Source organism: Microvirga arabica (assembly GCF_016811235.1).
GTDB lineage: Bacteria > Pseudomonadota > Alphaproteobacteria > Rhizobiales > Beijerinckiaceae > Microvirga > Microvirga arabica.
This window is the reverse complement of sequence record NZ_JAFBID010000008.1, coordinates 113,466-136,620: the sequence shown is the minus strand read 5'-3', so window position 1 is coordinate 136,620 and position 23,155 is coordinate 113,466. Positions and strand designations below refer to the sequence as shown.

The window sequence follows — 23,155 nt, the reverse complement described above, 5'->3', positions numbered from 1 at the left end:
AGCTTGCCGACGTCATCCGCGACGTGCTCGCCGAGGCGGTGGAGGCCGGCGGCTCGACCCTGCGCGACCATGCGCAGGTCGACGGGTCCCTGGGCTACTTCCAGCACTCCTTCCGGGTCTATGACCGGGAGAACGAGCCCTGCATCACACCCGACTGCACCGGGACGGTCACCCGCCTCGTACAGTCCGGCCGCTCGACCTTCTACTGCCCGGAATGCCAGAAACGCTCCTGATCTCGGGGAAAGCCTTCCGATTTTCACTTGCCGGGCTTTTCGCCCTCGCCTACCGGTGTCCCATCATCGAGCAGGAGATGTCCCATGGCTTTTGAGACGATTCTCGCGGAGACGCGCGGCAGGGTGGGGCTCATCACCCTCAATCGGCCACAGGCCCTGAACGCCCTCAATTCCACGCTCCTGGGCGAGGTGAACCAGGCGCTCGACGCCTTCGAAGCGGATCCGAATATCGGTTGCATCATCATCACCGGCTCGGAGAAGGCCTTTGCGGCTGGGGCCGACATCAAGGAGATGGCGGAGCTCAATTATCCGCACACCTACATGGCCGATTTCTTCTCCGGCTGGGAGAAGGTGTCGGGACGGCGCAAGCCCATGATCGCCGCGGTGGCGGGCTTTGCGCTCGGCGGCGGCTGCGAGTTCGCCATGATGTGCGACTTCATCATCGCGGCGGACAACGCCAAGTTCGGCCAGCCGGAGATCAAGCTCGGCGTCATGCCGGGCATGGGCGGCACCCAGCGCCTCACCCGGCTCATCGGCCGGGCCAAGGCCATGGAGATGTGCCTGACGGGCCGCATGATGGGGGCCGAGGAAGCCGAGCGCTCCGGGCTTGTGGCCCGCGTGGTGCCGGCGGCCGACCTCCTCACTGAAGCGATGAAGACGGCCGAGACTATCGCCGGTATGTCGCTGCCCATCGCCATGATGACCAAGGAAACGGTCAACAGGGCCGACGAGGTGTCGCTGTCCGAGGGCATCCGCTTCGAGCGGCGCCTGTTCCATGCCATGTTCGCCACCGCCGACCAGAAGGAAGGCATGGCGGCCTTCGTGGACAAGCGCCCCCCTGAGTTCAAGAACGGCTGATCGTGTTCGACATCGGCTTCGACATGGTCGCGGCGCTCGCCGCGATCTCTTTTCTGGCGGGCTTCGTGGATGCCATTGCCGGCGGCGGCGGGCTTCTCACCGTGCCGGCGCTCATGCTCGCGGGCCTCGATCCGGCGCAGGCGATCGCCACCAACAAGGTGCAGGGCTCGGTGGCGGCGGCCTCCGCCACCTATACCTTCGGCCGCAAGGGCCTGATCGAGTGGGAAAAGGCCTGGGGCTTCACCCTGGTGGCCTTCGCCAGCAGCATCGCGGGAGCATTATGCGTGCAGTTCCTTCCGCGCGCCGTGCTCGAGGTGCTGATCCCGGTCATGCTGATCGCGATGGCGATCTATTTCGCTCTCTCGCGCAAGATGAAGGACGAGGATGCCCATGCCCGCATGACGGCGCTTGCCTTCGGCCTCACGGCGCCCGTGGCCATCGGCTTCTACGACGGCATCTTCGGCCCCGGTGCGGGCTCCTTCTATATGCTCGCCTTCGTGACGCTGCTGGGCTACGGGGTGGTCAAGGCCACGGCCCATACCAAGCTCGTCAATTTCGCGAGCAATTTCGGCAGCCTCCTTCTGTATGCGGCGACCGGCGCTGTGGTATGGCTTTTGGGGATCGCCATGGCCGTGGCATCCCTGCTCGGCGCCCAGGTGGGGGCTCGGCTGGCCATGAGGCTAGGCTCCCGGCTCATCCGCCCGCTCCTGGTCCTGGTGTCGAGCCTGATGGCCCTGAGGCTCCTGCTCGACCCGGCTAACCCCTGGCGCCAGGGCCTTTTGGCGCTTTTTTGACGCGCAAAGGCCTATGGTCGTTGACGTTCGCAGGCATCACGTCTATAAGCCGCCTCACATGAGCCCGCGCGTCCCGCGGGCTCTTCGGTTTCCATGCAATCAACCGATCGCTGCCGGAGCTCTCCCAAGGGCTTGAGCTTGGCCATCGGGATTTTGAAAAGAACGAGGATGGGCCATGGCCAACACCGTGTCCGCCAAGAAGATGACCCGCAAGATCGCGAAGCGCACCGCGATCAACAAGTCGCGTCGCAGCCGCATGCGGACTTTCGTCCGCAAGGTTGAAGAGGCCATCGCGTCCGGCAACCAGACCGAGGCCGCGGCCGCTCTGCGCGCCGCCGAGCCGGAGATGATGCGCGCGGCCCAGAAGGGCATCGTGCACAAGAACACCGCGTCTCGAAAGGTCTCGCGCCTCGCGAGCCGCATCAAGACGCTGAGCGCCTAAAAAGCAGCCCTCAAAGCTGTCTTTTCATCATGGATCAGACCCGGCCGAGAGGCCGGGTTTTTTCGTTTCCGGATCCCGATTTTCAGCGCGAATTTTATCCACACGGGAGCTTGACTTTATCCCCGTGTGACAGGGTGAAAGCTCAACAGCCCGGATTCAAAATGCACATAAAAGATGAAGTGCATTCAACAGCTTAGCAGGCAAAGCTTCGCGAAGCATCAGAATCACTCTCGATTCGGAGTGAATCGGTTGTGAATCAAGGTTGCGCAAAAACTCTTTTTTCGGGCCTGCGCACAGGCTGTGATGACACAGTGAATCAGTTGAAGAGTCAGCGCTTTACAGCTCAGATTCAAAACCTGTGGACGAGGCTGTGAACGCAGCCGGGTGGCTCAAGGAGCTTGCGAGTCGAGTCAGCCATATTGCACGCCTTCCCGCACCCTGTGTAAGGTCAACTTGCTTCAACGGCTCGCCGTTAAGTCATTCACTCAAAGCCTGAATCAAAGACAGCATGTGCGGAGATCAGTCGTTGTTTCATTCTCATAAGAAGCAAGCGAAGGCTCATCCTTTGTCGCGAGGTAAACTTGATAGACCTTGAGTGAAGACAAAGGAGGTGGCAGTTGACGACCATCTCCACTTAAAGAACATCGAATAATCTTTAGTACAATTGGGGGCGCCACGTTTTGGATAACCTGTGAGGCAGCTGTGCCTTGGTGTTCAAGACGGGTCATGCGTGGGGGTTTCGACGGTGTAGCGCGTCGAAGCCTCGTGGAGGAACATTGATGTATCGCAGCGAAGATCACCGCACCTTTGCCGCTCCGAGCGAGAACGGCATGGATGTTCCAGGCGAGCAATCGGCGTCCGAGGTTTGGACGCGGGTCAAGCGCCGCCTTCGGGCCGAACTGGGCGAGGACATCTTCGCCAGCTGGTTCGGACGCCTGGAGCTGGACTCGGTGGTCGAGGGCTGCGCTTATCTGACCGTTCCCACGCGGTTCCTGAAGAGCTGGATCGAATCCCATTACGCCGACCGGGTGCTCGCGGTTTACCGCTCTGAGTCCGGCGACGTGGAGCGCGTGTCCATCGGCGTGCGCAGCACCCTCGGGCGCGATCCCGCAGCCCAGCGCCGGGCGAGCGAAGCGCCGCGCCCAGTGCCGGCTCCTTCCATGGCCATGCCGAGCATGGCCCATGAGATCAAGAGTTCTTCCGCACCCTCGTCTCAGGAGGAACGCGGCGAGGCCGGCGATCTCGGCGGCGCCCCGCTCGATCCACGCCTGACCTTCGAGAGCTTCATTGTCGGCCGCTCCAATGCGCTGGCCCATGCGGCGGCGGATCGGGTCGCCCATGCCCAGAACGGGCAGGCCATCTACAACCCGCTCTATCTCCATGCGGGCGTCGGCCTCGGCAAGACGCATCTTCTGCATGCTATCGGCCATGCGGTGCGCGCCCAGGGCCGCCGGGTGATCTATCTCACGGCCGACCGTTTCATGTACGGCTTCGTCGCCTCCCTGAAGGCGCAGACATCGCTTGCCTTCAAGGAGCGCCTGCGCGGCATCGACCTGCTCATCATCGACGACGTGCAGTTCATCCAGGGCAAGCAGATCCAGCAGGAATTCGGCCACACCCTGAACGCCCTCATCGATGCGGGCCGCCAGATCGTGATCGCTGCCGACCGACCGCCGGCGGATCTTGAGAATCTCGACGAGCGGGTGCGCTCGCGCCTCGCCGGCGGCCTCGTGGTCGAGGTCAGTGCCCTCGACGAGGCGCTTCGCACCTCGATCCTCACCACCCGCATCGAGGCCCTGAAAACCATCCATCCCACCTTTGAGGTGGGCCCCAGCGTGATTGCCTTCGTGGCCCGCTCCATCACGGCCAACGGCCGCGACCTCGAAGGCGCCGTGAACCGCCTGCTGGCGCACGCGACGCTCACGAACTCCGCCATCACCCTGGAGACCGCCGAGACCGCGATCCGCGATCTCGTGCGCAACCGGGAGCCCAAGCGGGTCAAGATCGAGGACATCCAGAAGCTGGTGGCCTCGCGCTACAACGTCTCCCGCTCCGACATTCTCTCGGAGCGCCGCACCGCCGCCGTGGTGAAGCCGCGCCAGATTGCCATGTACCTGTCCAAGGTGTTGACGTTACGCTCCCTGCCCGAGATCGGCCGCCGCTTCGGCGGGCGCGACCACACCACGGTGCTCCACGCCGTGCGCAAGATCGAGAAGGCTTTGGGGGAGGACCACGCCCTCTCCGACGAGGTCGAGCTCCTCAAGCGCATGCTGCAGGAATAGGGCAATCGAGGCCGGTCTGCCCTGGCGTCAGGGGTTAGAATGGCCCCGGCCTTGCTTTCTCCGCCGACAAAAGCCAATCTTGCTGCCCTGCTTGTCCCGTTCAAGGGCGACCTGCCGCAGGCACGGGCCAAGAATTTCACCGAAACCGGGTATCGAAGGTTATGAGAGTTACCGTTGAGCGCGCCGCTCTGCTGAAGGCGCTGGGGCACGTGCACCGCGTCGTCGAGCGCCGCAACACCATTCCGATCCTGTCCAACATCCTGCTGCGGGCCGGAGAGGGCTCCCTGCGCCTGAAGGCCACGGACCTCGACATCGAGGTGACAGAGACGATCCCGGCCGACATCACGGAGGCCGGCTCCACCACCGTCCCGGCCTACATGATCTACGACATCGTGCGAAAGCTCCCGGACGGGGCGCAGGTCTCCCTCGAGATGACGCCCGACATGGGCCAGATGCAGATCCGCTCCGGCCGCTCGCGCTTCATGCTGCAGGCTCTGCCCGAAAGCGACTTCCCGGATCTCGCCGCCGGCGACCTGCCGCACCGCTTCACGCTGGCGGCCGCCGACCTCAAGCGCCTGATCGAGAAGACGCAGTTCGCGATCTCGACGGAAGAGACGCGCTACTACCTCAACGGCATCTATCTCCACACGCTGGATGCGGGCGGCTCGGTGGTCATGCGCGCCGTCGCCACGGACGGCCATCGTCTCGCTCGCGTCGAGATTCCGGCACCGGGCGGCTCGGAAGGCATGCCCGGCGTCATCATTCCGCGCAAGGCCGTGGCCGAGATCGTCAAGCTCGTGGAAGACGGCTCGGAAAACATCACCATCGAGTTGTCCTCCGCCAAGGTGAGACTGACTTTTGACGGCGTGGTGCTGACCTCCAAGCTCATCGACGGCACCTTCCCCGACTACCAGCGCGTCATCCCGGCCGGGAACGACAAGGTTCTCGTTGTCGAGCGCGCCGATTTCTCGAAGGCCGTGGACCGCGTCTCGACGATCTCGTCGGAGCGTGGCCGTGCCGTGAAGCTCGCGCTGGGCGACGGGCGCCTGACGCTCACCGTCAACAACCCGGATTCGGGCAGCGCAACGGAAGAGCTCGAGGTCGATTACGATGCGGCGCCAATCGATATCGGCTTCAACGCCCGCTACCTCCTCGACATCGCATCTCAGCTCGACGGCGACACGGCCGTGTTCAAGCTCGCCGATCCCGGCTCCCCCACCATCGTCCAAGATCGCGAGGGCGCTGCGGCGCTCTACGTGCTGATGCCGATGCGGGTGTAAACACCTCCTGTCATTCCAGGGCGCCGAAGGCGAGCCCGGAATCCATAACCGCTAACGTTGCAGAACAAGGCACGACGTCGGCCGCTCTTTCTTGGAACGTCGTGTTTATGGATTCCGGGCTCCGCTACGCGGCCCCGGAATGACAGCGGCTGATCTCGTGCTTGATCTTTAGCTCCCGCTCCTGAATGAAGGGGGCGCATGTCCTCCGCCCCCGTCGCTGCTTCCCGAATCGCTCGTCTGATCCTCCAGGATTTCCGCACCTATGCGAGTCTGGACCTCACTGTCTCACGCCCGCTCGTGGCGCTGGTGGGCGAGAACGGGGCCGGCAAGACCAACGTGCTGGAGGCGATCTCGTTGTTCATGCCGGGTCGAGGCCTGAGGCGTACGGAACTCGCCGAGATGGCACGCAAGGAAGGGCCGGGCTCCTTTGCCGTGTCCGTCACCCTCGATGCCCCTTACGGCGAACACCGGCTCGGCACCGGTCTAGAACCGCAGAGCGAGACGGCACGCGCCTCGCGGATCTGCCGCATCGACGGCATGCCGGCGTCCTCGCCCACCGCCTTTGCCGAATACCTGCGCATCGTCTGGCTCACCCCCGATCTCGACGCCCTGTTCCGCGGCCCCGCGGGCGACCGGCGGCGCTTTCTCGACCGGCTCGTGCTCGCGGTCGATGCGGAGCATGGCACGCGGGTGAATGCGCTGGAGCGGGCGCTGCGCTCGCGCAACCGCGTGCTGGAGGAGAACCCCGACGACCGGCTCTGGCTCGATGCGCTGGAGCGCGAGGTGGCGGAGCTCGCCATCGCGGTCGCGGCCGCGCGACGTGAGACGGTGGAGCGCCTTGCAAGCCTGATCCTGGAGACCCGGGAGGAGGATTCTCCTTTCCCCTTCGCCACGATGGGCCTGGAAGGCGATCTCGATACCCTGGTGGCTACCCTGCCGGCCGTCGATGCCGAAGATTGCTACCGGGCCACCTTACGCGACTATCGCACCCGCGACCGGGCTGCCGGACGCACCCTCGTCGGGCCTCAGGCCTCAGACCTGCTCGTTCGCCACGGCCCCAAGGACATCCCGGCCAACACGGCCTCCACCGGCGAGCAGAAAGCGCTGCTCATCGGCCTCGTGCTCGCCCATGCCCGGCTTGTGGCCAGCATGAGCGGCATCGCGCCCTTCGTGCTGCTCGACGAAGTGGCGGCCCATCTCGACCCCCGCCGCCGGGCCGGCCTTTTCGCGGCGCTGGAATCGCTTGGCGGCCAAGTCTGGATGACGGGAGCCGACCCGAGCCTCTTCGCCGAACTCGAGGGCCGCGCCGACGTGCTGCAGGTCTCTCCCGGCGTGATCGAACCCATCACAAGAGCTGAATAGCGCCTCAAGGCCGATCGTTCTATGCTGAGCGGCAACGACGCTCCTGTCTTCGGGTGAACCCCATGGATCTCGCAGGCCTTCTGCTCTTCTCCTCCGCCCTGTTCATTGCCGCGGCCTCGCCGGGTCCAGGCATCGCCGCCATCGTGGCGCGGGTCCTGGGGCGCGGCCCGAAAGGTGCGGTGGCGTTCAGCATCGGCGTCGCTCTGGGCGATGTGGTCTGGCTGTCTTTCGCTATCCTGGGGCTCGCCGCTCTGGCCCAGGCCTTTCACGGCGTGTTCCTGGTGGTGAAATACTTAGGAGCGGCCTATCTCCTCTACATCGCCTACAAGATCTGGACGGCCCCTGCGGTGCCGCAGGACATTGAGGCCGAGGCCAGGGCGGAGCACCCCGCCAAGCTTCTTTTCGGCGGGCTCGCGCTAACCTTGGGCAATCCAAAGGTCATGGTGTTCTACCTGGCGCTCCTGCCCACCTTCCTCGATCTCACCCGGATCACGCCTCTGGGATTTGCCGAGCTCGTGGTTGCGACCCTGACGGTGCTCGGCGTGGTCTTTGCCGGCTATATCGCTCTCGCCGCTCGTGCCCGCCGGCTATTCACCAGCCCGCGGGCGATCCGGATCCTCAACCGCACCACCGGCACGGTCATGGCAGGGGCTGCGGCTGCCGTTGCGGCGCGCTGAGAGGCACCTCCAGCCCTGAGGCAACAAACCGCCCTTGAGATGTCCCGATTCGGCAGTTTTTCGTGGATTTTTTGCCGCTTTCCACGCGCGCGTAGGCGCGTGGGGGTGAAATTTCAACCATTCGTCCCTAAATAACTGATCTGACGAATCAAAACTCGAGCGCACGCCTCACCCCTTTTGCTGCGCTCCGAAGGATCCCAAATGGCCGAACCTGCTATCAACGTGAATGCTGACGCCTATGGCGCGGAATCGATCAAGGTGCTCAAGGGCCTTGATGCGGTGCGCAAGCGGCCGGGCATGTATATCGGCGATACCGACGACGGCTCGGGCCTCCACCACATGGTCTACGAGGTGGTGGACAACGCCATCGACGAGGCGCTCGCCGGTCACGCTACGGAAGTCACAGTCACGCTCAACGCCGACGGCTCGGTGACTGTCACCGACAACGGCCGCGGCATTCCCACCGACATCCACAAGGGCGAAGGCATCTCGGCAGCCGAGGTCATCATGACCCAGCTGCACGCGGGCGGTAAGTTCGACCAGAATTCCTACAAGGTCTCCGGCGGCCTGCACGGCGTGGGCGTCTCGGTGGTGAACGCGCTCTCGAGCTGGCTCAAGCTGCGCATCTACCGCAACGGCAAGGCTCATGAGATCGAGTTCAAGCACGGCAATGCGGTTGCGCCTCTCGCGGTCGTTGGCGACGCCGACGGCAAGCGCGGCACGGAAGTGACCTTCCTGGCCTCCACGGAAACCTTCACCATGGTGGAGTATGATTACAACACCCTGGAGCACCGCCTGCGCGAGCTCGCCTTCCTGAACTCGGGCGTGCGCATCGTCCTGACCGACAAGCGTCACGCGGAGCACAAGCGCGAGGAGCTGATGTACGAGGGCGGCGTCGAGGCCTTCGTGCGCTATCTCGACCGCGCCAAGACCCCGCTGATCCAGCAGCCGATCATGATCCGCTCCGAGAAGGACGGCATCGGCGTCGAGGTGGCGCTCTGGTGGAACGACTCGTACCACGAGAACGTGCTGTGCTTCACCAACAACATCCCGCAGCGGGATGGCGGCACGCACCTCGCGGGCTTCCGCGCAGCGCTCACCCGCCAGGTGAACGGCTATGCGGAATCCTCCGGTATGACGAAGAAGGAAAAGGTTTCGCTCACCGGCGACGATTGCCGCGAGGGCCTCACAGCCGTCGTGTCCGTGAAGGTGCCGGACCCGAAATTCTCGTCGCAGACGAAGGACAAGCTCGTCTCCTCCGAGGTGCGCCCGGCCGTCGAGAACGTGGTCAACGAAGCGCTCAACAACTGGCTTGAGGAGCATCCGCAGGAGGCCCGCACGCTGATCGGCAAGGTGGTGGAAGCCGCCGCCGCCCGCGAGGCCGCCCGCAAGGCGCGCGAGCTCACCCGCCGCAAGGGCGCGCTCGATATTGCGTCGTTGCCCGGCAAGCTCGCCGACTGCCAGGAGCGCGATCCGTCGAAATGCGAACTGCTCCTCGTCGAGGGCGACTCGGCCGGTGGATCCGCCAAGCAGGGTCGCGACCGCGCCTTCCAGGCCGTGCTGCCGCTGCGTGGAAAGATCCTCAACGTGGAGCGCGCGCGCTTCGACAAGATGCTCTCCAGCCAGGAGATCGGCACGCTGATCACCGCGCTCGGCACCGGCATCGGCCGCGAGGAGTTCAACCTCGACAAGCTGCGCTACCACCGCATCATCATCATGACCGACGCGGACGTGGACGGCTCGCACATCCGCACCCTGCTGCTCACCTTCTTCTTCCGGCAGATGCCGGAGCTGATCGAGCGCGGGCACCTCTACATCGCGCAGCCGCCGCTCTACAAGGCGACCCGCGGCAAGTCCTCGATCTACCTGAAGGACGAGCGCGCGTTGGAAGACTACCTTGTCGGCGAAGGGATTGAGAACGCCGCGCTGCAGCTCGAAACCGGTGTGTCGTTCCAGGGCGATCAGCTCCGAGGGCTGATCGACGAGTCGCGGCTTGTGCGGCAGGTGCTCAACAGCCTGCACACCCGCTACGACCGCAAGATCGTGGAGCAGGCAGCGATTGCCGGCGCGCTTCGTCCCGACGTTGCCGAGGACCCTCAGCAGGGTCCCACGAAGGCGGCCTACATTGCCCAGCGCCTCGATGCGATCTCGGATGAACTCGAGCGCGGCTGGGCCGGCGAGGTTCGCGAGGGCGGCTATGTCTTCACCCGCACCGTGCGCGGCGTGACGCAGACCGCCGTTCTCGACCAGGCGCTCATCGCCAGCCAGGAGGCCAAGAAGCTCGACGAGCGCGCCAACTCCCTGCAGGACGTCTATGCGAGGCCCGCGAAGCTCGTGCGCAAGAACGACGAGATGCAGATCGACGGTCCGCTCTCGCTGTTCCAGTCGGTTCTCTCCGCCGGCCGCAAGGGCCTGCAGCTCCAGCGCTACAAAGGGCTCGGCGAGATGACCGCTCAGCAGCTCTGGGAGACGACGCTCGACCGCGACGTGCGCTCGCTGCTGCAGGTGAAGGTGAAGGACACCACCGACGCCGACGACCTCTTCGTCAAGCTCATGGGCGACGTGGTGGAACCGCGCCGCGAGTTCATCCAGGAGAATGCCCTCTCGGTGGCGAACCTGGACGTCTGATCCGGCACCCTTCTGCACAGTCCATGAAATAATAAGAAATGTGCATGAAGAAATGAGAAATTTCCATTGGGGTCCTGGATACCTTTGTAAATAATCAGGAACCGGTCACATTAAATTGTAAACTTCGTCACTGAATGTCATGCACAGGCCCAGCCACAAGACCCTTGTGGCTGGGCCTTCGCACATAAGATCGACCTTTGTCAGTGCTGCAATCGCCTCGCCGACAGAGCAACTTCAATCATTCTCCGCAACTTGCGCAAGGATCCTCCCGGCCACAGTCCGGCAATTGCTTCCATCTCGATCTCATCGAGGGGAACGACCCACCGCTGGTCTAATCCGTGCTCGGCCATGATGTCGGTGATGATATAGCGGCTAAGAGCTGGAAGATGCTGACATCTCGGCTCGGGGAAACGTATTACCCGGCAGCGGTCCCTGAGCGGAGCCGAAAGGTCATCAAGCGAATTGGCGGTCATCACCCAAGTGACGTGGGAGACGTCGCATGGCGCTTGGACGTACGGATCATGGAAGCGACACGCCGTCTCATGCTCCAGGAAGGCGAGGAGCGCATCGTGCGCCTGCCCGTTGTGGCGGGAGGTGCCGACCTTCTCGATCTCGTCCAGAACCGCGCCCGGCCCCGCGATCCGGTACCGGGTGATGAGGGCGACCGGAAGGGACGGCTCACCCGTGGTCCACCGGCGGGGTGTACCCGCGAAGGCTCCGTCAGACACCCCGCCGCACGGAACTACATCGTGCGGCACCTTGAGCACGTTGAGGAGGCGGCGTGCGAAGCGGGATTTGCCGGATCCCGGCGAACCAACGAGGATGGTTGGACGGATCCGGACGTAGGAGCGTGGCACGATGTCCGCGAGAATGTGGTCTGTCACATCCGTTGCATAGGGGAACTCAGCTCGCAAGGCCGCCCGAGCCATCGTGAGATCCGGAACGGGAACCAGCGGCAGGGCCTTTCCGGCAAACTCATCGAGCTCCCTTGCGACCTTCTTTCCTTCCCCCGTGTTCGCATTCCCAACCTGATTGAACACGACCGCTGAAGGCTGGGAAGCAGCTTCAACGTACCCCTCCTGGATCTGGGCGGACGAAGCCTGTCCTGCCGTCGCGCCTAGCAGCTTCCTGCTCGCAGCCTGGGTGTCATCCGCTGCAACAGTTCGCGCCTGGATTTCGATCACTTCGGTCAGCAGCTTTCCGTAACGGGCCACCAGTTGCGCAGCAGTCCCTCGGCGCAAAACTCGTGCTTCATCACCAAGGTAGGGAAATGCGGGATCGGATGCCGCAAGGGAAAGCCATCCCAGAGCCGCCGTGATCATTGGGACGACATGTACCCACTCGCTCGGATATGGCTCCAACGCGGCGGCTGTGGTGAGCGCTTCACGGGCTAAATCGACGGCAGCACGATGGTCACCAAGATGCGCGAGATAGATCCGGCACCGCAACCGCCAGGATCGGCCGTCGCCCGGGAGGCTGGTCGCGGCCAAGTCGAGTACGTTCGAGAGTTCCTTGACCTCGTCCACGCCGGCATTGACGGTGAGTTCCCCCATACGGTCCAAGACCATTGCGAAATGAGCGTGATCCGCCTTCCTCCGAAGCCGGGGCATCACCCTCTCGGCGAAGGCCTGCATGTCCTGCTGGATGTCTTTCGCAAGGAAAGGCATCCCAACAAGCAATTCGTGCTCGGTGGGCAGGTGAAGGCCAGCCAGCGCCGCTTCCTTACGCCGATCGAAGTGCTTGCGTGCCCTTCTCTCCCGACGAGCTTCCCGGGATGTGTCGCCAAAGGCCACCAATGTGCCCCTCTGTCACGACACCGAGCTAGCATCACGCGGCAGGCCGAGGCGGTACCAGCGTGAGAGAGTGCGGGCCCATCCCTGGTCCGGAGCCAGGACCCAAACATCGGAGGTGACGATCGGGTGACCCATGCCTATCACTGTTGGGTGATCGCAGACGTTCCCGAACAAGCAGGCGGCTGGCCTGGCACCTCGCTCCCAGTTGCCAAGGATCGGCGCATCCTCAAGGTCGGACGGAGTCGGGCCGCTGTTGTCCCTGATTGCCTTAAGGTCGGTGACCAGCCGAAGGAGACGTTCGATTTCAAGGGTGAGGAGTCTGGAATCTGGGCCGCGTTCGCCGGTCAGCGTGAACATTCGGGTTTCCTTTAACTGCAAAAGGGATTGGCATAGGCACAGGACGCCATCACCAGATGGTTGGGTAAAATTGTCATCGATGGGAGCAAGTGTCGGGGACGCAGCCCTGTCGGCTACTTAGACCTAGCAGTGTCCACGATCACCTCGTGTCGTCCCCGCGTTCGGGCAGCGAGGTTCATCAAGCCTGTACTGTCGGTCGCCATCAGGATTCCCCACGCGAGGTTCGTGGCGGCATCCCATTGTTCTCCTGTTAGCCGGAAGCGCCCCGCATCATCACTGAACGTAAGATCTTGCGGATCGAAACCCCGCAGTCCGGGGCGGATGACGGGGAAAGTGCCAGGAATTTCCTGATGGGCGAAACGACGTCCGAGGATGGTGGCATAGTCTTCTGGACGCAGACCACGGGGCCAGCCAATCGGGAGAAGCCAAGCCGGCGGCACGGAATCGGTATTACGCCGTGATCGTCCGCGCCTTCGGTGCTCCTCCTGGGCATCCCGCAGGTCCCGCGCCGCCGCCTCTATCTCGTGAGCGCCCTCCCTCATCGGGAGCAGGATTCGTATCTCCGGCTCCGTGACGAACGCGTTGCGAATCCTTTCGGCAGGCATGTCCACAATGATCGGGAAGCAATTCGGGTGCTGGCCCACGTGCCAGCTCACATACTCTCCGGCAAGGAAATCCTGGCTCGTTCCGACCCACTCCGTCTGGAAAGGAACCTCCTTAAGTCCCATGACGGCAGGCTGGCGGCCAGCGGTCATGACCTGAACATGGAGTGGGCGAAAGCCGAGCGCGGTTAGTCCGGCAGCAAACAGAAGGCTGGAGGTTGTCCGACCAGCTCCCCCCGTCGACCCCATGAAAAGGAATGTTTCCATCCTGTCCTCCGTCACTCCTGATTGTGCCGTCCGGCGAATCAATCCAGTCCAACATTCATACGGCCCTAAACATAAACTCGCAACTAGGACGGGTTTATACGCATCCATGAATCCTTAACACGCAATTGTTGACAAGCAGTTAGGGCCTCGGAAAGTGCCGGGAATGTTGGCGCACCCGAAGATCCTCAAACTCGCTAGACTCGCCTTGGACCTCACCCAGAACGAGGTCGCGGCTCTTGCCGGTATCAGTCCTCGCATCCTGCAAAAGCTTGAGGCCTGCGATCAGGACACCACGTTCCGTACGATCCGACTGGTCCAGCAGGCCTTGGAGGGCAAAGGCGTCGTTTTCCTAGGAGAAAGCGAAAGTTTGGGATCGGGCTTCCGCGTACCAATGGATCATCTCCGCGGCACTTGGGGAGATCGGGATGGAAGCAGCGACGAGGGGCAAAGTAACCTCGGTTAAGCGGGCGAAGCAGGCGACATCATCCCGGTTGGTTTGGCTGAACTCGGCGGCCACTAATGGTACGTGTCCCTCGGAGAGAACGACGGATGCTGGGCTGAATCCAATCTTGTGGCTCGCATGCTAATGCTCGTTGCGTGGCCGAATGGGATGGTCGTAGCCTGAGGCCAGCAAGATCCATACGGGCATGTTCATCTTGGTCGAACCTACCATGATCTAACGTTTTCGAGAGTCATCAGCCCACTTCTAGCCATTGCCTGGGTCTTAACAGTCCCGCGAATTTTCTGTGGGAATCCTTGTCTGCCTGCACACTGCACTTGAAGCTGCTGTTGATGCACGTAGCATCCGCGCCAATGAGCCGAGACGCAGCCGATCAGGGGCAAACATATGGAGGCGCTGTCCGACACCGCATCATCCCACGTCTGTGTTCACGGCCTCTTCCGTCGGCAGTTGGGTAAGAGGCGAGTTCATGGTTCGGTTTAACGACTGGTGTTCGACAGCCAACACAACGATCGGCGCCCATTCCCTGTGCGTCTTATCCGCCGATCCAGCGCGGCTGAAAATCGCGATCGATGCGATAGCAGTAGTTGTTCCCGGCCACTACGCTGCCGAGGAGCAGATCGCCAGGGTACTAACACGCCTTGGCAAGCCAGCCTCTGCCGAGTTCATCCAGGGAAAGCTTCCAGCCACCAAATCTATTCGATCCGGCGACCTCGGTGAGATCCTGGCAACAGAGTATATTGCTTCCCAAGGTGGCTACACCGTACCAGTCAAGCGTCTCCGGTGGAAAGACCACCGCAACATGGCAATGCGTGGCGATGACGTTATAGGTATTACAAAGGATCAGGTGACTGACCGCCTTCGATTTCTAAAGGCAGAGGCGAAGAGCCGCGCCATGCTTGGAGGCGGAGTTGTTGCCCAGGCCCGCGACGGGCTCGACAAGGATGGCGGGTTGCCTTCCGCCCACGCCTTATCGTTCATATCGTCGCGCTTGCAGGAACTCGGTGAACACGCACTCGCCGATGCAATTATTGACGCCCAACTGAAGATCGGCATCGCCGTGCAAGATACTCGGCACCTGCTGTTTACGTTCTCTGGGAACGCCCCTGATGCCTATCTCACGGCAGCTCTACAGACTTATACAGGTCCGATAGCACAGTGGAGTGTTGGACTCAGAGTTGATGGGCATACCGGATTTGTAGGTGCCATCTACGATCAGGTGATATTCAATGCCTACAACCGTTGAAGCCATTGAGACAGACATCGAGGAGGCCGCAAGTCCCGGCTTTCGAGGTAGGCTCATCGCGCGGGGACAGGCTCGGGCCATGATCTGGCGCAATGGTGTTCTCCCGCCTGATGCACCGTCATTCTCCCCGCAGCTTAGCTACGATCTGCATTCCTACGGCTACTCCCTCTTAGGTCTGGGCCTCCGCCTTCGGGAACTCGGCGGCAATCCCATACACGCCCGGGTGGCGTTCGAACAGGCGGCTACCGCTCTTGAGGCTGCGATTGCTAAGGGACATCGCGGCGAGAGTGATCGTGACTTCCATTTTGTAATGGCCGCCGCAGGCTATCATCTCGCGCATCTGTCGGCTCGCGCGTATTCACTGCTCGCGACGGTCCGGACTGAAGAGAACTTCTCGCTCATGGAACGCGCGCTTGCGCAGATCATGCTCCGTGATCTCAGAGAGTTGCAACGCATGGTGATCAGCTTCCGAGCCTTAGGGCGGGGAAGTGATGAACAAATCACCGCAGTATTGCAAGCCATTCTGGAGCGCGCGGACGTCGACGGCGAAGGTGATGAAGGCAGTTTGTCTTTTGTTGCCGATGGCCTCAATCTCGCGCTTACCGACAACTTCTTCGCGGCTCTATCGATCTTCCTGCTAGCACTGGAGCGTGGCGAGCGGGTGCTTTTGGAATCGGCTCTAGTTAGATTGCGGGAGGGACAGGACATCTGCGGTGAGATCAGCCTCTTACCGCAGTGGTGGTCATATAGGATCGCATTACACCTCCTTTCCGACCTTTGGGATGCGACGTTCCACGAAAGACTACCGTCATCCCCAATGGGCGGAGATGCCGCTTCGTGGCCATCATTGCGTGAATTGTTCATCGCTTCACTCCTGCGGCGCTCTAGGGCCGAGGTAGACCTATGGCCTTCGCAGATTGCCGCGGCTGAACGTGCCGTGGATCAATCTGATGACCTCGTAGTGTCCTTGCCAACCAGTGCAGGCAAGACGCGCATTGCCGAACTCTGTATTCTGCGATGCCTCGCGGGTGGCAAGCGCGTCTTTTTTGTTACCCCCCTGCGGGCACTGTCCGCTCAGACCGAAGCCTCTCTCCAACGCACCTTTGGGCCGCTAGGTAAGACCGTTTCCGCCCTTTACGGCTGCATTGGTGTTAGTGGATTTGACGAGGATGCTGTCAGGCAGCGACACATTGTCGTTGCAACGCCTGAGAAGCTCGACTTTGCACTGCGCAACGATCCTAGCCTATTGGATGATGTTGGCCTGCTCGTCTTCGACGAAGGCCATATGATCGGCCTCAATGAACGCGAAGTTCGCTATGAGGTGCAAATCCAACGTCTCCTGAAACGGTCGGATGCACATCAACGCCGGATTGTCTGCCTATCAGCTATCCTACCTGACGGCAGCCAACTTGACGACTTCGCGAACTGGCTGCGGCGCGACCATTCTGGTGGCGTCATCAGGAATGATTGGCGTCCTACGCGCCTTCGCTACGGAGAGGTAGTCTGGACGGGACAAAGTGCCCATCTCAACTTGCGTGTCGGTGACGAACGCCCTTTTGTTCCTAACTACATCACAGGGTTCGTTCCTCCTAACAAAAAGCGCGTCACGCCATTTCCCAAAGATCACAGGGAACTGTGCCTGGCCACGGCCTGGCGGCTCGTAGAAGATGGTCAGACAGTCCTGATATTCTGCCCCGAACGAAGGAGTGTGGAACCGTTCGCGAATGTCATTCTCGACCTCCACGAACGGGGGGCGCTTCGATCACTCCTTACGGTGGAGTCAGAAGCGCTGAATACCGCACTCGTTCTCGGTCAAGAGTGGCTTGGGAAGGACCACCCAATCCTGAAGTGCCTGAAGCTAGGGGTCGCTATTCACCATGGCGCTCTTCCCACACCATACCGCAAGGAGGTTGAACGTCTCTTGCGGGATGGTGTCCTGAAGGTGACCATCTCGTCCCCGACGCTCGCGCAGGGGCTCAATCTTTCAGCGACTACCGTGATCATTCAATCTCTTTTTCGCAATAGGGCTCGGATCGAGACAGCCGAATTCAAGAATGTCATTGGACGAGCGGGACGCGCGTATGTCGATGTCGAAGGGCTCGTCCTTTACCCCATCTTTGATAAACGTGCCAAACGCCTAAAACAGTGGCAGGAGTTGATTTCCGACCTTAGCACTCGCGAGATGGAGAGCGGGCTCGTCCGCCTTGTTTTGTCCCTGCTGGTTCGCATGGATAAGCACGTAAATGGCACCATTGAACAACTCATTGAGTATGTGATGAACAATGCAGGCGCCTGGATCTTCCCTGAACTCCCGAACGAGACACCCGACGTCCGCGAGCGGGCGCTCGCCGAATGGGAGCATCACATCGCGACGCTAGATACCGCTATCCTGGGCCTAATCGGTGACAATGACATCCCTGACGATGGAATCGCCACGGCACTTGACCACATTCTTAACTCATCCCTTTGGGAACGTCGCATCAATCGTCGTCGCGAAGGTGCGCAACAGGCATTGAGAGCCGCTCTCCTCGCACGAAGCCGCCTTATCTGGACCCAATCAACCGCAGTGGGTCGACGTGGATACTTCCTCGCTGGGATTGGATTGCGGGGTGGCCTTGCGTTAGACTCTGTCGCCCCTGAGTGCAACACCCTGCTCGTTCAAGCGAACAGTGCCATTCTGGCTGGGGAGGCGGAGGCCGCCATCAACGCAATCACGGCAATCGCTGAACGTGTCTTCGCCTTCGATCCGTTTAAGCCTGACAATGTGCCAGCAAACTGGCAGGCTATCCTACGGAGTTGGCTCTTGGGTGAGCCGCTCGCGGATATCGGAGCAGGACACGAGGGCGAGACCCTCCAGTTCGTTGAAGGCGGGCTTGTTTATCGGCTGCCATGGGCGTTAGAGGCAATTCGTGTCCGCGGGATCGCCAACGGCGACGTCGTCGGAACGTTCGGACTGACACTCGCTGACTACGATCTGGGGTTTGCCGTTCCGGCGGTAGAAACCGGAACGCTCAATCGCTCAGCATCGATTTTGATCCAAGCTGGCTTCAATTCACGTCTTGCGGCCATCAAGGCCGTGATCGATACAGGTGCCACCTTCTCCAATGCTTTCGGATTACAAGAGTGGCTCTCTTCAGAGAGTGTTGCACATTTGAGTGAGCTACCAGATTGGCCAACTGCTGAAACCAAGTCGATGTGGTTGGACTTTGTGAAAGGATTTGTACCTCATGACAGGAGTATCTGGGCTGAGCGCCGTTACTGGGCTTGGGTCGAGTGGCTGCCGGGGACCATACTGAAACCGAGTGAACCTGTGAGCCTGTTCCATCTCAATGGTGAGCCAATGGTGCTTGCCCCAGACGGCTTGCCGATCGGCAGGCTCAAAGCGCCCTTGAACCCGGCACGACGAGGCGTTGTACGTGCATCCGCCTTGGCTGAGGCTGGAAAAATATTACTGAGTTATCTCGGTCCAGACGACCTCTGGCAGGTGTGATATGATCGCGTAGCCGGACGTGGCCGGATGGTAATCGGATCGGGCGGGGCCATAAAGCCTCAAGAGGCTGCACCATAAAACTAGGTGGAAACCTTGCCAACACCCTTGTCATTCCCAAACCCAACAGTGGAACAGATGCGGGACGCAGGGGCTAATTCCCGTACGGGACGTTCACTCGAGACGATCCCGGCAGTCATGACCTGAGAGATTGCCGACAGGCTGGTGGCGTCCCTGCGGCCGACCCGCCATCTCCCTCACGCGGGTGCTCGCCGACATCCCGATCGGCGGCCTGGAAGACCGCCAAGTCGAACGAGTTGCGCAGCAGATCGATGGACTGGCCAAAACCCTGATCGGCGACACGACCTATTACTGCTCGAGGACGGTCCGACACAGGTGCCGTGCACAGAGCACCGCGGCGAATAGCCGACGGAGGGACACAGGACTGCGCCGCACGAGGCATGCAACCGGAGCTTGCTGGATAGGCTCAAGCAAATCGGCAGATGTCCAACAGTCCGGTTATCACCACACTGCGGACCTTCGGTGTACTTCCGCGATGTGCCAGAACAGGACCTTCGCACTTCGACTGTCGCGGCGGGAGCGCCAGGGCAGTTGGCCCAGTGTCTCGGCCGACGGACAAGCTGACACTGGTGACGTGGTCGGCGCCTCCGAGCCGGATCAGCCGGAACCTGGCTCCTGAAGGGCCGATAGCGGGGTCTCAATGCTCCAGACGACCCCAGTCGGCTCGTAGCGGATTGCGGCCTGTCCACCGAAGCTCCCCGCGAGGCTTCGCTCGATCAGGCGCGAGCCGAAGCCCTTTCGCTCGGGGGTCTTGACGGGCGGACCGCCGCTTTCCTGCCACCTGAACCGGAACAGGGCAGCATCCCCGTCCCCGTCCACGTGCCAGGTGATCCCGACCTGCCCGGCGTCCGTCGACAGCGCCCCGTACTTGGCCGCATTGGTGCACAGTTCGTGAAGGGCTAGGGAGAGCGCAAGCGCTGCCTTGGGACCAAGTCTGATATCAGGTCCGCGGATATGGATCCGGCCATGATCTTTGTGCGACTGGACGGCGCCTTCGACGATCACCCTGATGCCGGCACTGGCCCAGTTCTCTTGCAGCAGCGTGTCATTCGCCCGGGCAAGGGCTGTCAACCTCTCGCCGAAGATGGTGCCCGCCTCTTCCAGGGAAGCGGCGCTTCGCATCGTTTGGGTGGAGATCGCCTGAACCATGGCAAGGGTGTTCTTCACCCGGTGCGCCAGTTCCTGCATCAGGAGCTGGCGCTGCTCCTCCGCCTGTTTCCGGTCTGTGATGTCGTAGACGGCGCCGATGACCCGCGAAGGCCCGCCGGCTTCGTCGCGGACGATCTCTCCGCGCCGTGCCAGCCATCGCACCTGCCGATCATCCTGGCGGATGATGCGGTACTCCGTGTAGCCGACCAGATCCTCCAGGGAGTTGGCCATTGATGTTGCAATCAGGTGACGGTCATCGGGATGGACGAACTCCGCGAACGCACCAACCCGGATCGACGTGTGCTGCCCTATTCCCCAGATGCGGCAGAACTCCTCCGTCACCATCACTTCGCCTGAGCGGATGTTCCACTCGAAGGTACCGATTCCCCCGGCATGCTGGGCGATCCGCAGCCGTTCCTCGCTGCTGGCAAGCGCCGCCAAGGTGCGCACCCGGTCGCCGATCTCCATCGAGATGCCGACGATGCCCACCATCTGCCCGCCGTCATCCAGAACGGGCGAGTCGGTCACCTGAACCGGGAAGCTATGTCCGTCCTTGTGCCTCAGGATGACATCTCCGGACCACACCTTGCCGGCCCTGAGGCAGTCTATGATCTCTTGAGCCTGCGGGAGTCCCTCCGGGGGAACGTTCAGCTCCAGGATGTTGCGCCCGAGCGCCTCCTCGGCGGCCCATCCGTACAGCCGCTCGGCGCAGCGGTTCCAGTAGGTGACGACGCCGTCAAGGTCGGTCGCGATAATCGCCTGCTCGACCGCATTGAGGAGCTGGGCCTGGAAATGGACCTGCTGGCCTGGATCCATGTCTCCGGTTGAGGCGAACGACGTCATGATCGGCTGAACCATCCTTGAGCCTGTAATCCCGCAGCCGCCGTTGGCAACACGGGATCAACCCTCGTGCCGCGGCCCCCGCGATGGGCTGGCCTCGGGCATCCGCCGCTCCCGCCCGCGGCCGTTCAGGGCTGCTCGAACCCGGTCGGCGAGATCGGACCGGCGGTACGGCTTTCCGAGCACGTCGGCTCCGGCCGATGCCTTTCCCTCCCTCAGGAGGTCGTCGTTGTAACCCGTGGTCAGGAGCACCCCGATGTCAGGCGCACGCTCCCGGATGACATCCGCCAGCGCCAGTCCGTTCATGCTGCCTGGCATGACAAGATCGGTGAACAAGAGGTCGATCCTGCCCTCGGCCTTGTCGAACACGGTGAGAGCCTCGTCGGCGTCCCGGGCGGTCAGGACGGTGTAGCCAAGTGCCGTCAGGTGCTCGCGCGCGAGTTCGAGCACGTCGTGGCTGTCCTCGACGACGAGGACCGTCTCCGCCTGTCCCCTCGGTTCGGCGTGCGCTAAGCTCCGGGTGGGCTGACGGGGTGCATGCGCCTGCGTGTCAGCCGCTGGAAACAGCATGCGGATCGTCGTGCCCTTGCCGCGTTGGCTCTCAATCTCAAGTCGCCCGAGGGACTGCTGCACGAAGCCATGCACCATGGCGAGCCCGAGGCCTGTGCCCTTGCCCTGGCTCTTTGTGGTGAAGAACGGCTCGGTTGCCCGCTCCAGCACATGCGGGGGCATGCCTTCGCCCTCGTCGCTGATCGTCAGCGCAACGTAATCGCCCGGTGGGAGATGATGGGCGGACGCGTTCCCGTTGAGGTGCACCTTGGACGTCGCAATGGTGACGCAGCCGCCCTTCGGCATGGCGTCGCGGGCATTGATCAGCACGTTGAGCACGGCCATCTCCAGATGCACCGGATCGACCAGAGCCGCCGGTACCCGGGAGCGCAGGTTGAGCTGGATCTCGATCTGCGGACCGACCGAGTTCCCCAGCATGTCGCCGAACTCGGTGATCAGGGTGTTCAGGTTGGTCGGTTTCGCCTCAAGCCGGGTCTTGCGGGCGAAGGCCAGGAGCTGCTTTGTCAGCTTGGCGCCGCGCTCGGCGGCCCGGCTGGCGTTCTCCAGCGGGCGGCGCAAGGATTCGTCGTCCGTGCGCGAGAGCGCCAGCTCCAGGTTGCCCGAGACCACTTGCAGGAGATTGTTGAAGTCATGCGCGAGGCCTGCCGTGAGCTGGCCGATGCTCTCCATCTTCTGCGCTTGGCGGTAAGCCTGCTCCGAGGTCCGTCGCCGGGTCACGTCGAGCTGGGAGGCAAAGAAGTAGAGGAGCCTGTCGTCCTTGTCGAAGACGGGCGCGATGAAGCAGGCGTTCCAGAACGGGGTTCCGTCCCGCTTGTAGTTCAGGAGCTCGACCGAGACGGCCCGGCTCTCCTCGACGGCCTGCCGCAGTTCGGCAACGGCCTCTCGATCCGTGTGAGCACCCTGGAGGAAGCGGCAGTTGCGCCCGCGAACCTCGTCCTCCGTGTAGCCGGTCAGGTCCTGGAAGGCGCGGTTGGCGAAGACGATGGGGTTGTCCGGCAGGTTGGGATCCGTGAGGATGATCGGCATCCGGGTCATCTCGATGGCGGCAAAGAACACGCTGCCCCGCTCATCAAGACCCGGTTGTGTGATTGCCGCCCTCTGCCAGTGGTGGATGCCCGGCCCGCCTGTCGGGCTGTAGGAGCCGTTCTGGTGCTCGCCGGCTGCGGGAACACCGATGCTTTGCCCGTCTCCCTGAACATCCAGGGACGGCGGATTGCTTCCCGCGCCCTCGGGCGCGTCATTCTCAGTCATGGGGAACCTACGGCGCCTGGAGGCGAAGTTTCGAGAGGCACGACGGGATGCGGAGGCGTGGAATGTCCGTCCCTGTCCGCGAGCAGCGGTAGCTATGGCAGGCGGGGCATGGGTCAAGCTATTCCTCGCAGCCAACGCCACCCTTGCATGGGTGCGGAATGTCGCAAGCGGCAATCGCCTTCATGTCTCCCGCGCACCGGCCGAGGGCCTGGGCCAATGGGGTGCCGGGCGCGCCCGCATGGAGCGAGACAGGCCGAACGCGTCAACTCGGCCCATTGCCCAGGTGGCTTCCTGGCTTATCTAGCCACCCGACATCCTTCCAGCCGTCCTGTCGTATCCTAATCAATGTCCACCAACTCCCCTTCGCCCGGGTTCATGAACCCGGACCAGTCTTCCGGTGCGTGGGTCGGATGCCTGTTGATCCCCTGCCGCGAAGGCAGGGAAGCCGTTCACTCCGCCTTGGTCGCGTGCGGGGCGAAGGCCGCTGAAGGACCAT

General features: G+C 62.3%; 17 protein-coding genes. 12 read left to right on the top strand and 5 right to left on the bottom strand.

The genetic code is table 11. The features are described 5' to 3' along the window. The 9 genes from JQC81_RS06680 to gyrB form a co-directional block, all read left to right on the top strand. The coding region (locus tag JQC81_RS06680; protein ID WP_281400233.1) for a zinc finger domain-containing protein at positions 1-233 on the top strand (233 nt) is incomplete at its 5' end. A gap of 84 nt (positions 234-317) precedes the next feature. Then, on the top strand, positions 318-1,091 hold the full coding sequence (locus JQC81_RS06675; RefSeq protein WP_203271031.1) for an enoyl-CoA hydratase: 774 nt from the start codon (positions 318-320) through the stop codon (positions 1,089-1,091). Between the two features lie 23 nt (positions 1,092-1,114). Then, the gene (locus tag JQC81_RS06670; protein WP_203271041.1) at positions 1,115-1,885 is read left to right on the top strand and encodes a TSUP family transporter; all 771 of its coding nucleotides are present in this window, start codon (positions 1,115-1,117) and stop codon (positions 1,883-1,885) included. Between the two features lie 175 nt (positions 1,886-2,060). Then, on the top strand, positions 2,061-2,327 hold the full coding sequence (rpsT, locus tag JQC81_RS06665) for a 30S ribosomal protein S20 (RefSeq protein ID WP_036354247.1): 267 nt from the start codon (positions 2,061-2,063) through the stop codon (positions 2,325-2,327). Positions 2,328-3,157: 830 nt separating this feature from the next. Next, entirely contained in the window at positions 3,158-4,609 is a 1,452-nt protein-coding gene (dnaA, locus tag JQC81_RS06660) for a chromosomal replication initiator protein DnaA (RefSeq protein ID WP_246520279.1), read from the top strand. A 161-nt stretch (positions 4,610-4,770) separates the two neighbouring features. Then, positions 4,771-5,889 (top strand): DNA polymerase III subunit beta, encoded by a 1,119-nt coding sequence (dnaN, locus tag JQC81_RS06655; protein ID WP_203271029.1) that lies wholly within the window; start codon positions 4,771-4,773, stop codon positions 5,887-5,889. 198 nt (positions 5,890-6,087) lie between these two features. Then, a complete protein-coding gene (gene recF / locus JQC81_RS06650; protein ID WP_203271028.1) occupies positions 6,088-7,251 on the top strand; it encodes a DNA replication/repair protein RecF in 1,164 nt (387 codons plus the stop codon). A gap of 62 nt (positions 7,252-7,313) precedes the next feature. Next, the gene (locus tag JQC81_RS06645) at positions 7,314-7,928 is read left to right on the top strand and encodes a LysE family translocator (protein ID WP_203271027.1); all 615 of its coding nucleotides are present in this window, start codon (positions 7,314-7,316) and stop codon (positions 7,926-7,928) included. 201 nt (positions 7,929-8,129) lie between these two features. After that, positions 8,130-10,556, top strand: a complete 2,427-nt coding sequence (gene gyrB, locus JQC81_RS06640) for a DNA topoisomerase (ATP-hydrolyzing) subunit B (RefSeq protein WP_203271026.1) — start codon at positions 8,130-8,132, stop codon at positions 10,554-10,556. Between the two features lie 200 nt (positions 10,557-10,756). Here gyrB and JQC81_RS06635 read toward each other — a convergent pair whose 3' ends face one another. From JQC81_RS06635 to JQC81_RS06625, 3 genes are all read right to left on the bottom strand, one after another. Further along, positions 10,757-12,223: an AAA family ATPase gene (locus JQC81_RS06635; RefSeq protein WP_203271025.1), complete on the bottom strand. Its 1,467-nt coding sequence runs from the start codon at positions 12,221-12,223 to the stop codon at positions 10,757-10,759. 141 nt (positions 12,224-12,364) lie between these two features. Next, entirely contained in the window at positions 12,365-12,706 is a 342-nt protein-coding gene (locus JQC81_RS06630; protein ID WP_203271024.1) for a DUF6634 family protein, read from the bottom strand. Between the two features lie 113 nt (positions 12,707-12,819). Then, positions 12,820-13,575: a hypothetical protein gene (locus tag JQC81_RS06625; protein ID WP_203271023.1), complete on the bottom strand. Its 756-nt coding sequence runs from the start codon at positions 13,573-13,575 to the stop codon at positions 12,820-12,822. Positions 13,576-13,738: 163 nt separating this feature from the next. Here JQC81_RS06625 and JQC81_RS06620 point away from each other — a divergent pair, with 163 nt between their 5' ends. The 3 genes from JQC81_RS06620 to JQC81_RS06610 all read left to right on the top strand — a co-directional run bounded on the left by JQC81_RS06620 (position 13,739) and on the right by JQC81_RS06610 (position 18,771). Continuing rightward, positions 13,739-14,038 carry a helix-turn-helix domain-containing protein gene (locus JQC81_RS06620; protein WP_203271022.1) on the top strand — a complete coding sequence of 100 codons (300 nt, stop codon included), beginning with the start codon at positions 13,739-13,741 and terminating at the stop codon, positions 14,036-14,038. A gap of 466 nt (positions 14,039-14,504) precedes the next feature. Further along, positions 14,505-15,281 carry a Hachiman antiphage defense system protein HamA gene (locus JQC81_RS06615; RefSeq protein ID WP_203271021.1) on the top strand — a complete coding sequence of 259 codons (777 nt, stop codon included), beginning with the start codon at positions 14,505-14,507 and terminating at the stop codon, positions 15,279-15,281. Positions 15,282-15,360: 79 nt separating this feature from the next. Continuing rightward, positions 15,361-18,771, top strand: a complete 3,411-nt coding sequence (locus JQC81_RS06610) for a DEAD/DEAH box helicase (protein WP_312887483.1) — start codon at positions 15,361-15,363, stop codon at positions 18,769-18,771. Positions 18,772-19,446: 675 nt separating this feature from the next. Here JQC81_RS06610 and JQC81_RS06605 read toward each other — a convergent pair. Together JQC81_RS06605 and JQC81_RS06600 are read right to left on the bottom strand one after the other, a co-directional pair. After that, positions 19,447-20,841, bottom strand: coding sequence for a sensor histidine kinase (locus JQC81_RS06605; protein ID WP_203271019.1), 1,395 nt, complete (start codon positions 20,839-20,841; stop codon positions 19,447-19,449). A gap of 57 nt (positions 20,842-20,898) precedes the next feature. Continuing rightward, on the bottom strand, positions 20,899-22,659 hold the full coding sequence (locus JQC81_RS06600) for a histidine kinase famiy protein (RefSeq protein ID WP_203271018.1): 1,761 nt from the start codon (positions 22,657-22,659) through the stop codon (positions 20,899-20,901). Positions 22,660-23,155 lie beyond the last annotated feature (496 nt).

Bases quoted from the DNA above. Each gene is read 5' to 3' on its own strand.
- JQC81_RS06675 (WP_203271031.1), top strand. From the start codon at position 318: ATGGCTTTTGAGACGATTCTCGCGGAGACGCGCGGCAGGGTGGGGCTC.
- JQC81_RS06670 (WP_203271041.1), top strand. From the start codon at position 1,115: ATGGTCGCGGCGCTCGCCGCGATCTCTTTTCTGGCGGGCTTCGTGGAT.
- rpsT (WP_036354247.1), top strand. From the start codon at position 2,061: ATGGCCAACACCGTGTCCGCCAAGAAGATGACCCGCAAGATCGCGAAG.
- dnaA (WP_246520279.1), top strand. From the start codon at position 3,158: ATGGATGTTCCAGGCGAGCAATCGGCGTCCGAGGTTTGGACGCGGGTC.
- dnaN (WP_203271029.1), top strand. From the start codon at position 4,771: ATGAGAGTTACCGTTGAGCGCGCCGCTCTGCTGAAGGCGCTGGGGCAC.
- recF (WP_203271028.1), top strand. From the start codon at position 6,088: ATGTCCTCCGCCCCCGTCGCTGCTTCCCGAATCGCTCGTCTGATCCTC.
- JQC81_RS06645 (WP_203271027.1), top strand. From the start codon at position 7,314: ATGGATCTCGCAGGCCTTCTGCTCTTCTCCTCCGCCCTGTTCATTGCC.
- gyrB (WP_203271026.1), top strand. From the start codon at position 8,130: ATGGCCGAACCTGCTATCAACGTGAATGCTGACGCCTATGGCGCGGAA.
- JQC81_RS06635 (WP_203271025.1), bottom strand. From the start codon at position 12,223: ATGCCTTTCCTTGCGAAAGACATCCAGCAGGACATGCAGGCCTTCGCC.
- JQC81_RS06630 (WP_203271024.1), bottom strand. From the start codon at position 12,706: ATGTTCACGCTGACCGGCGAACGCGGCCCAGATTCCAGACTCCTCACC.
- JQC81_RS06625 (WP_203271023.1), bottom strand. From the start codon at position 13,575: ATGGAAACATTCCTTTTCATGGGGTCGACGGGGGGAGCTGGTCGGACA.
- JQC81_RS06620 (WP_203271022.1), top strand. From the start codon at position 13,739: ATGTTGGCGCACCCGAAGATCCTCAAACTCGCTAGACTCGCCTTGGAC.
- JQC81_RS06615 (WP_203271021.1), top strand. From the start codon at position 14,505: ATGGTTCGGTTTAACGACTGGTGTTCGACAGCCAACACAACGATCGGC.
- JQC81_RS06610 (WP_312887483.1), top strand. From the start codon at position 15,361: ATGATCTGGCGCAATGGTGTTCTCCCGCCTGATGCACCGTCATTCTCC.
- JQC81_RS06605 (WP_203271019.1), bottom strand. From the start codon at position 20,841: ATGACGTCGTTCGCCTCAACCGGAGACATGGATCCAGGCCAGCAGGTC.
- JQC81_RS06600 (WP_203271018.1), bottom strand. From the start codon at position 22,659: ATGACTGAGAATGACGCGCCCGAGGGCGCGGGAAGCAATCCGCCGTCC.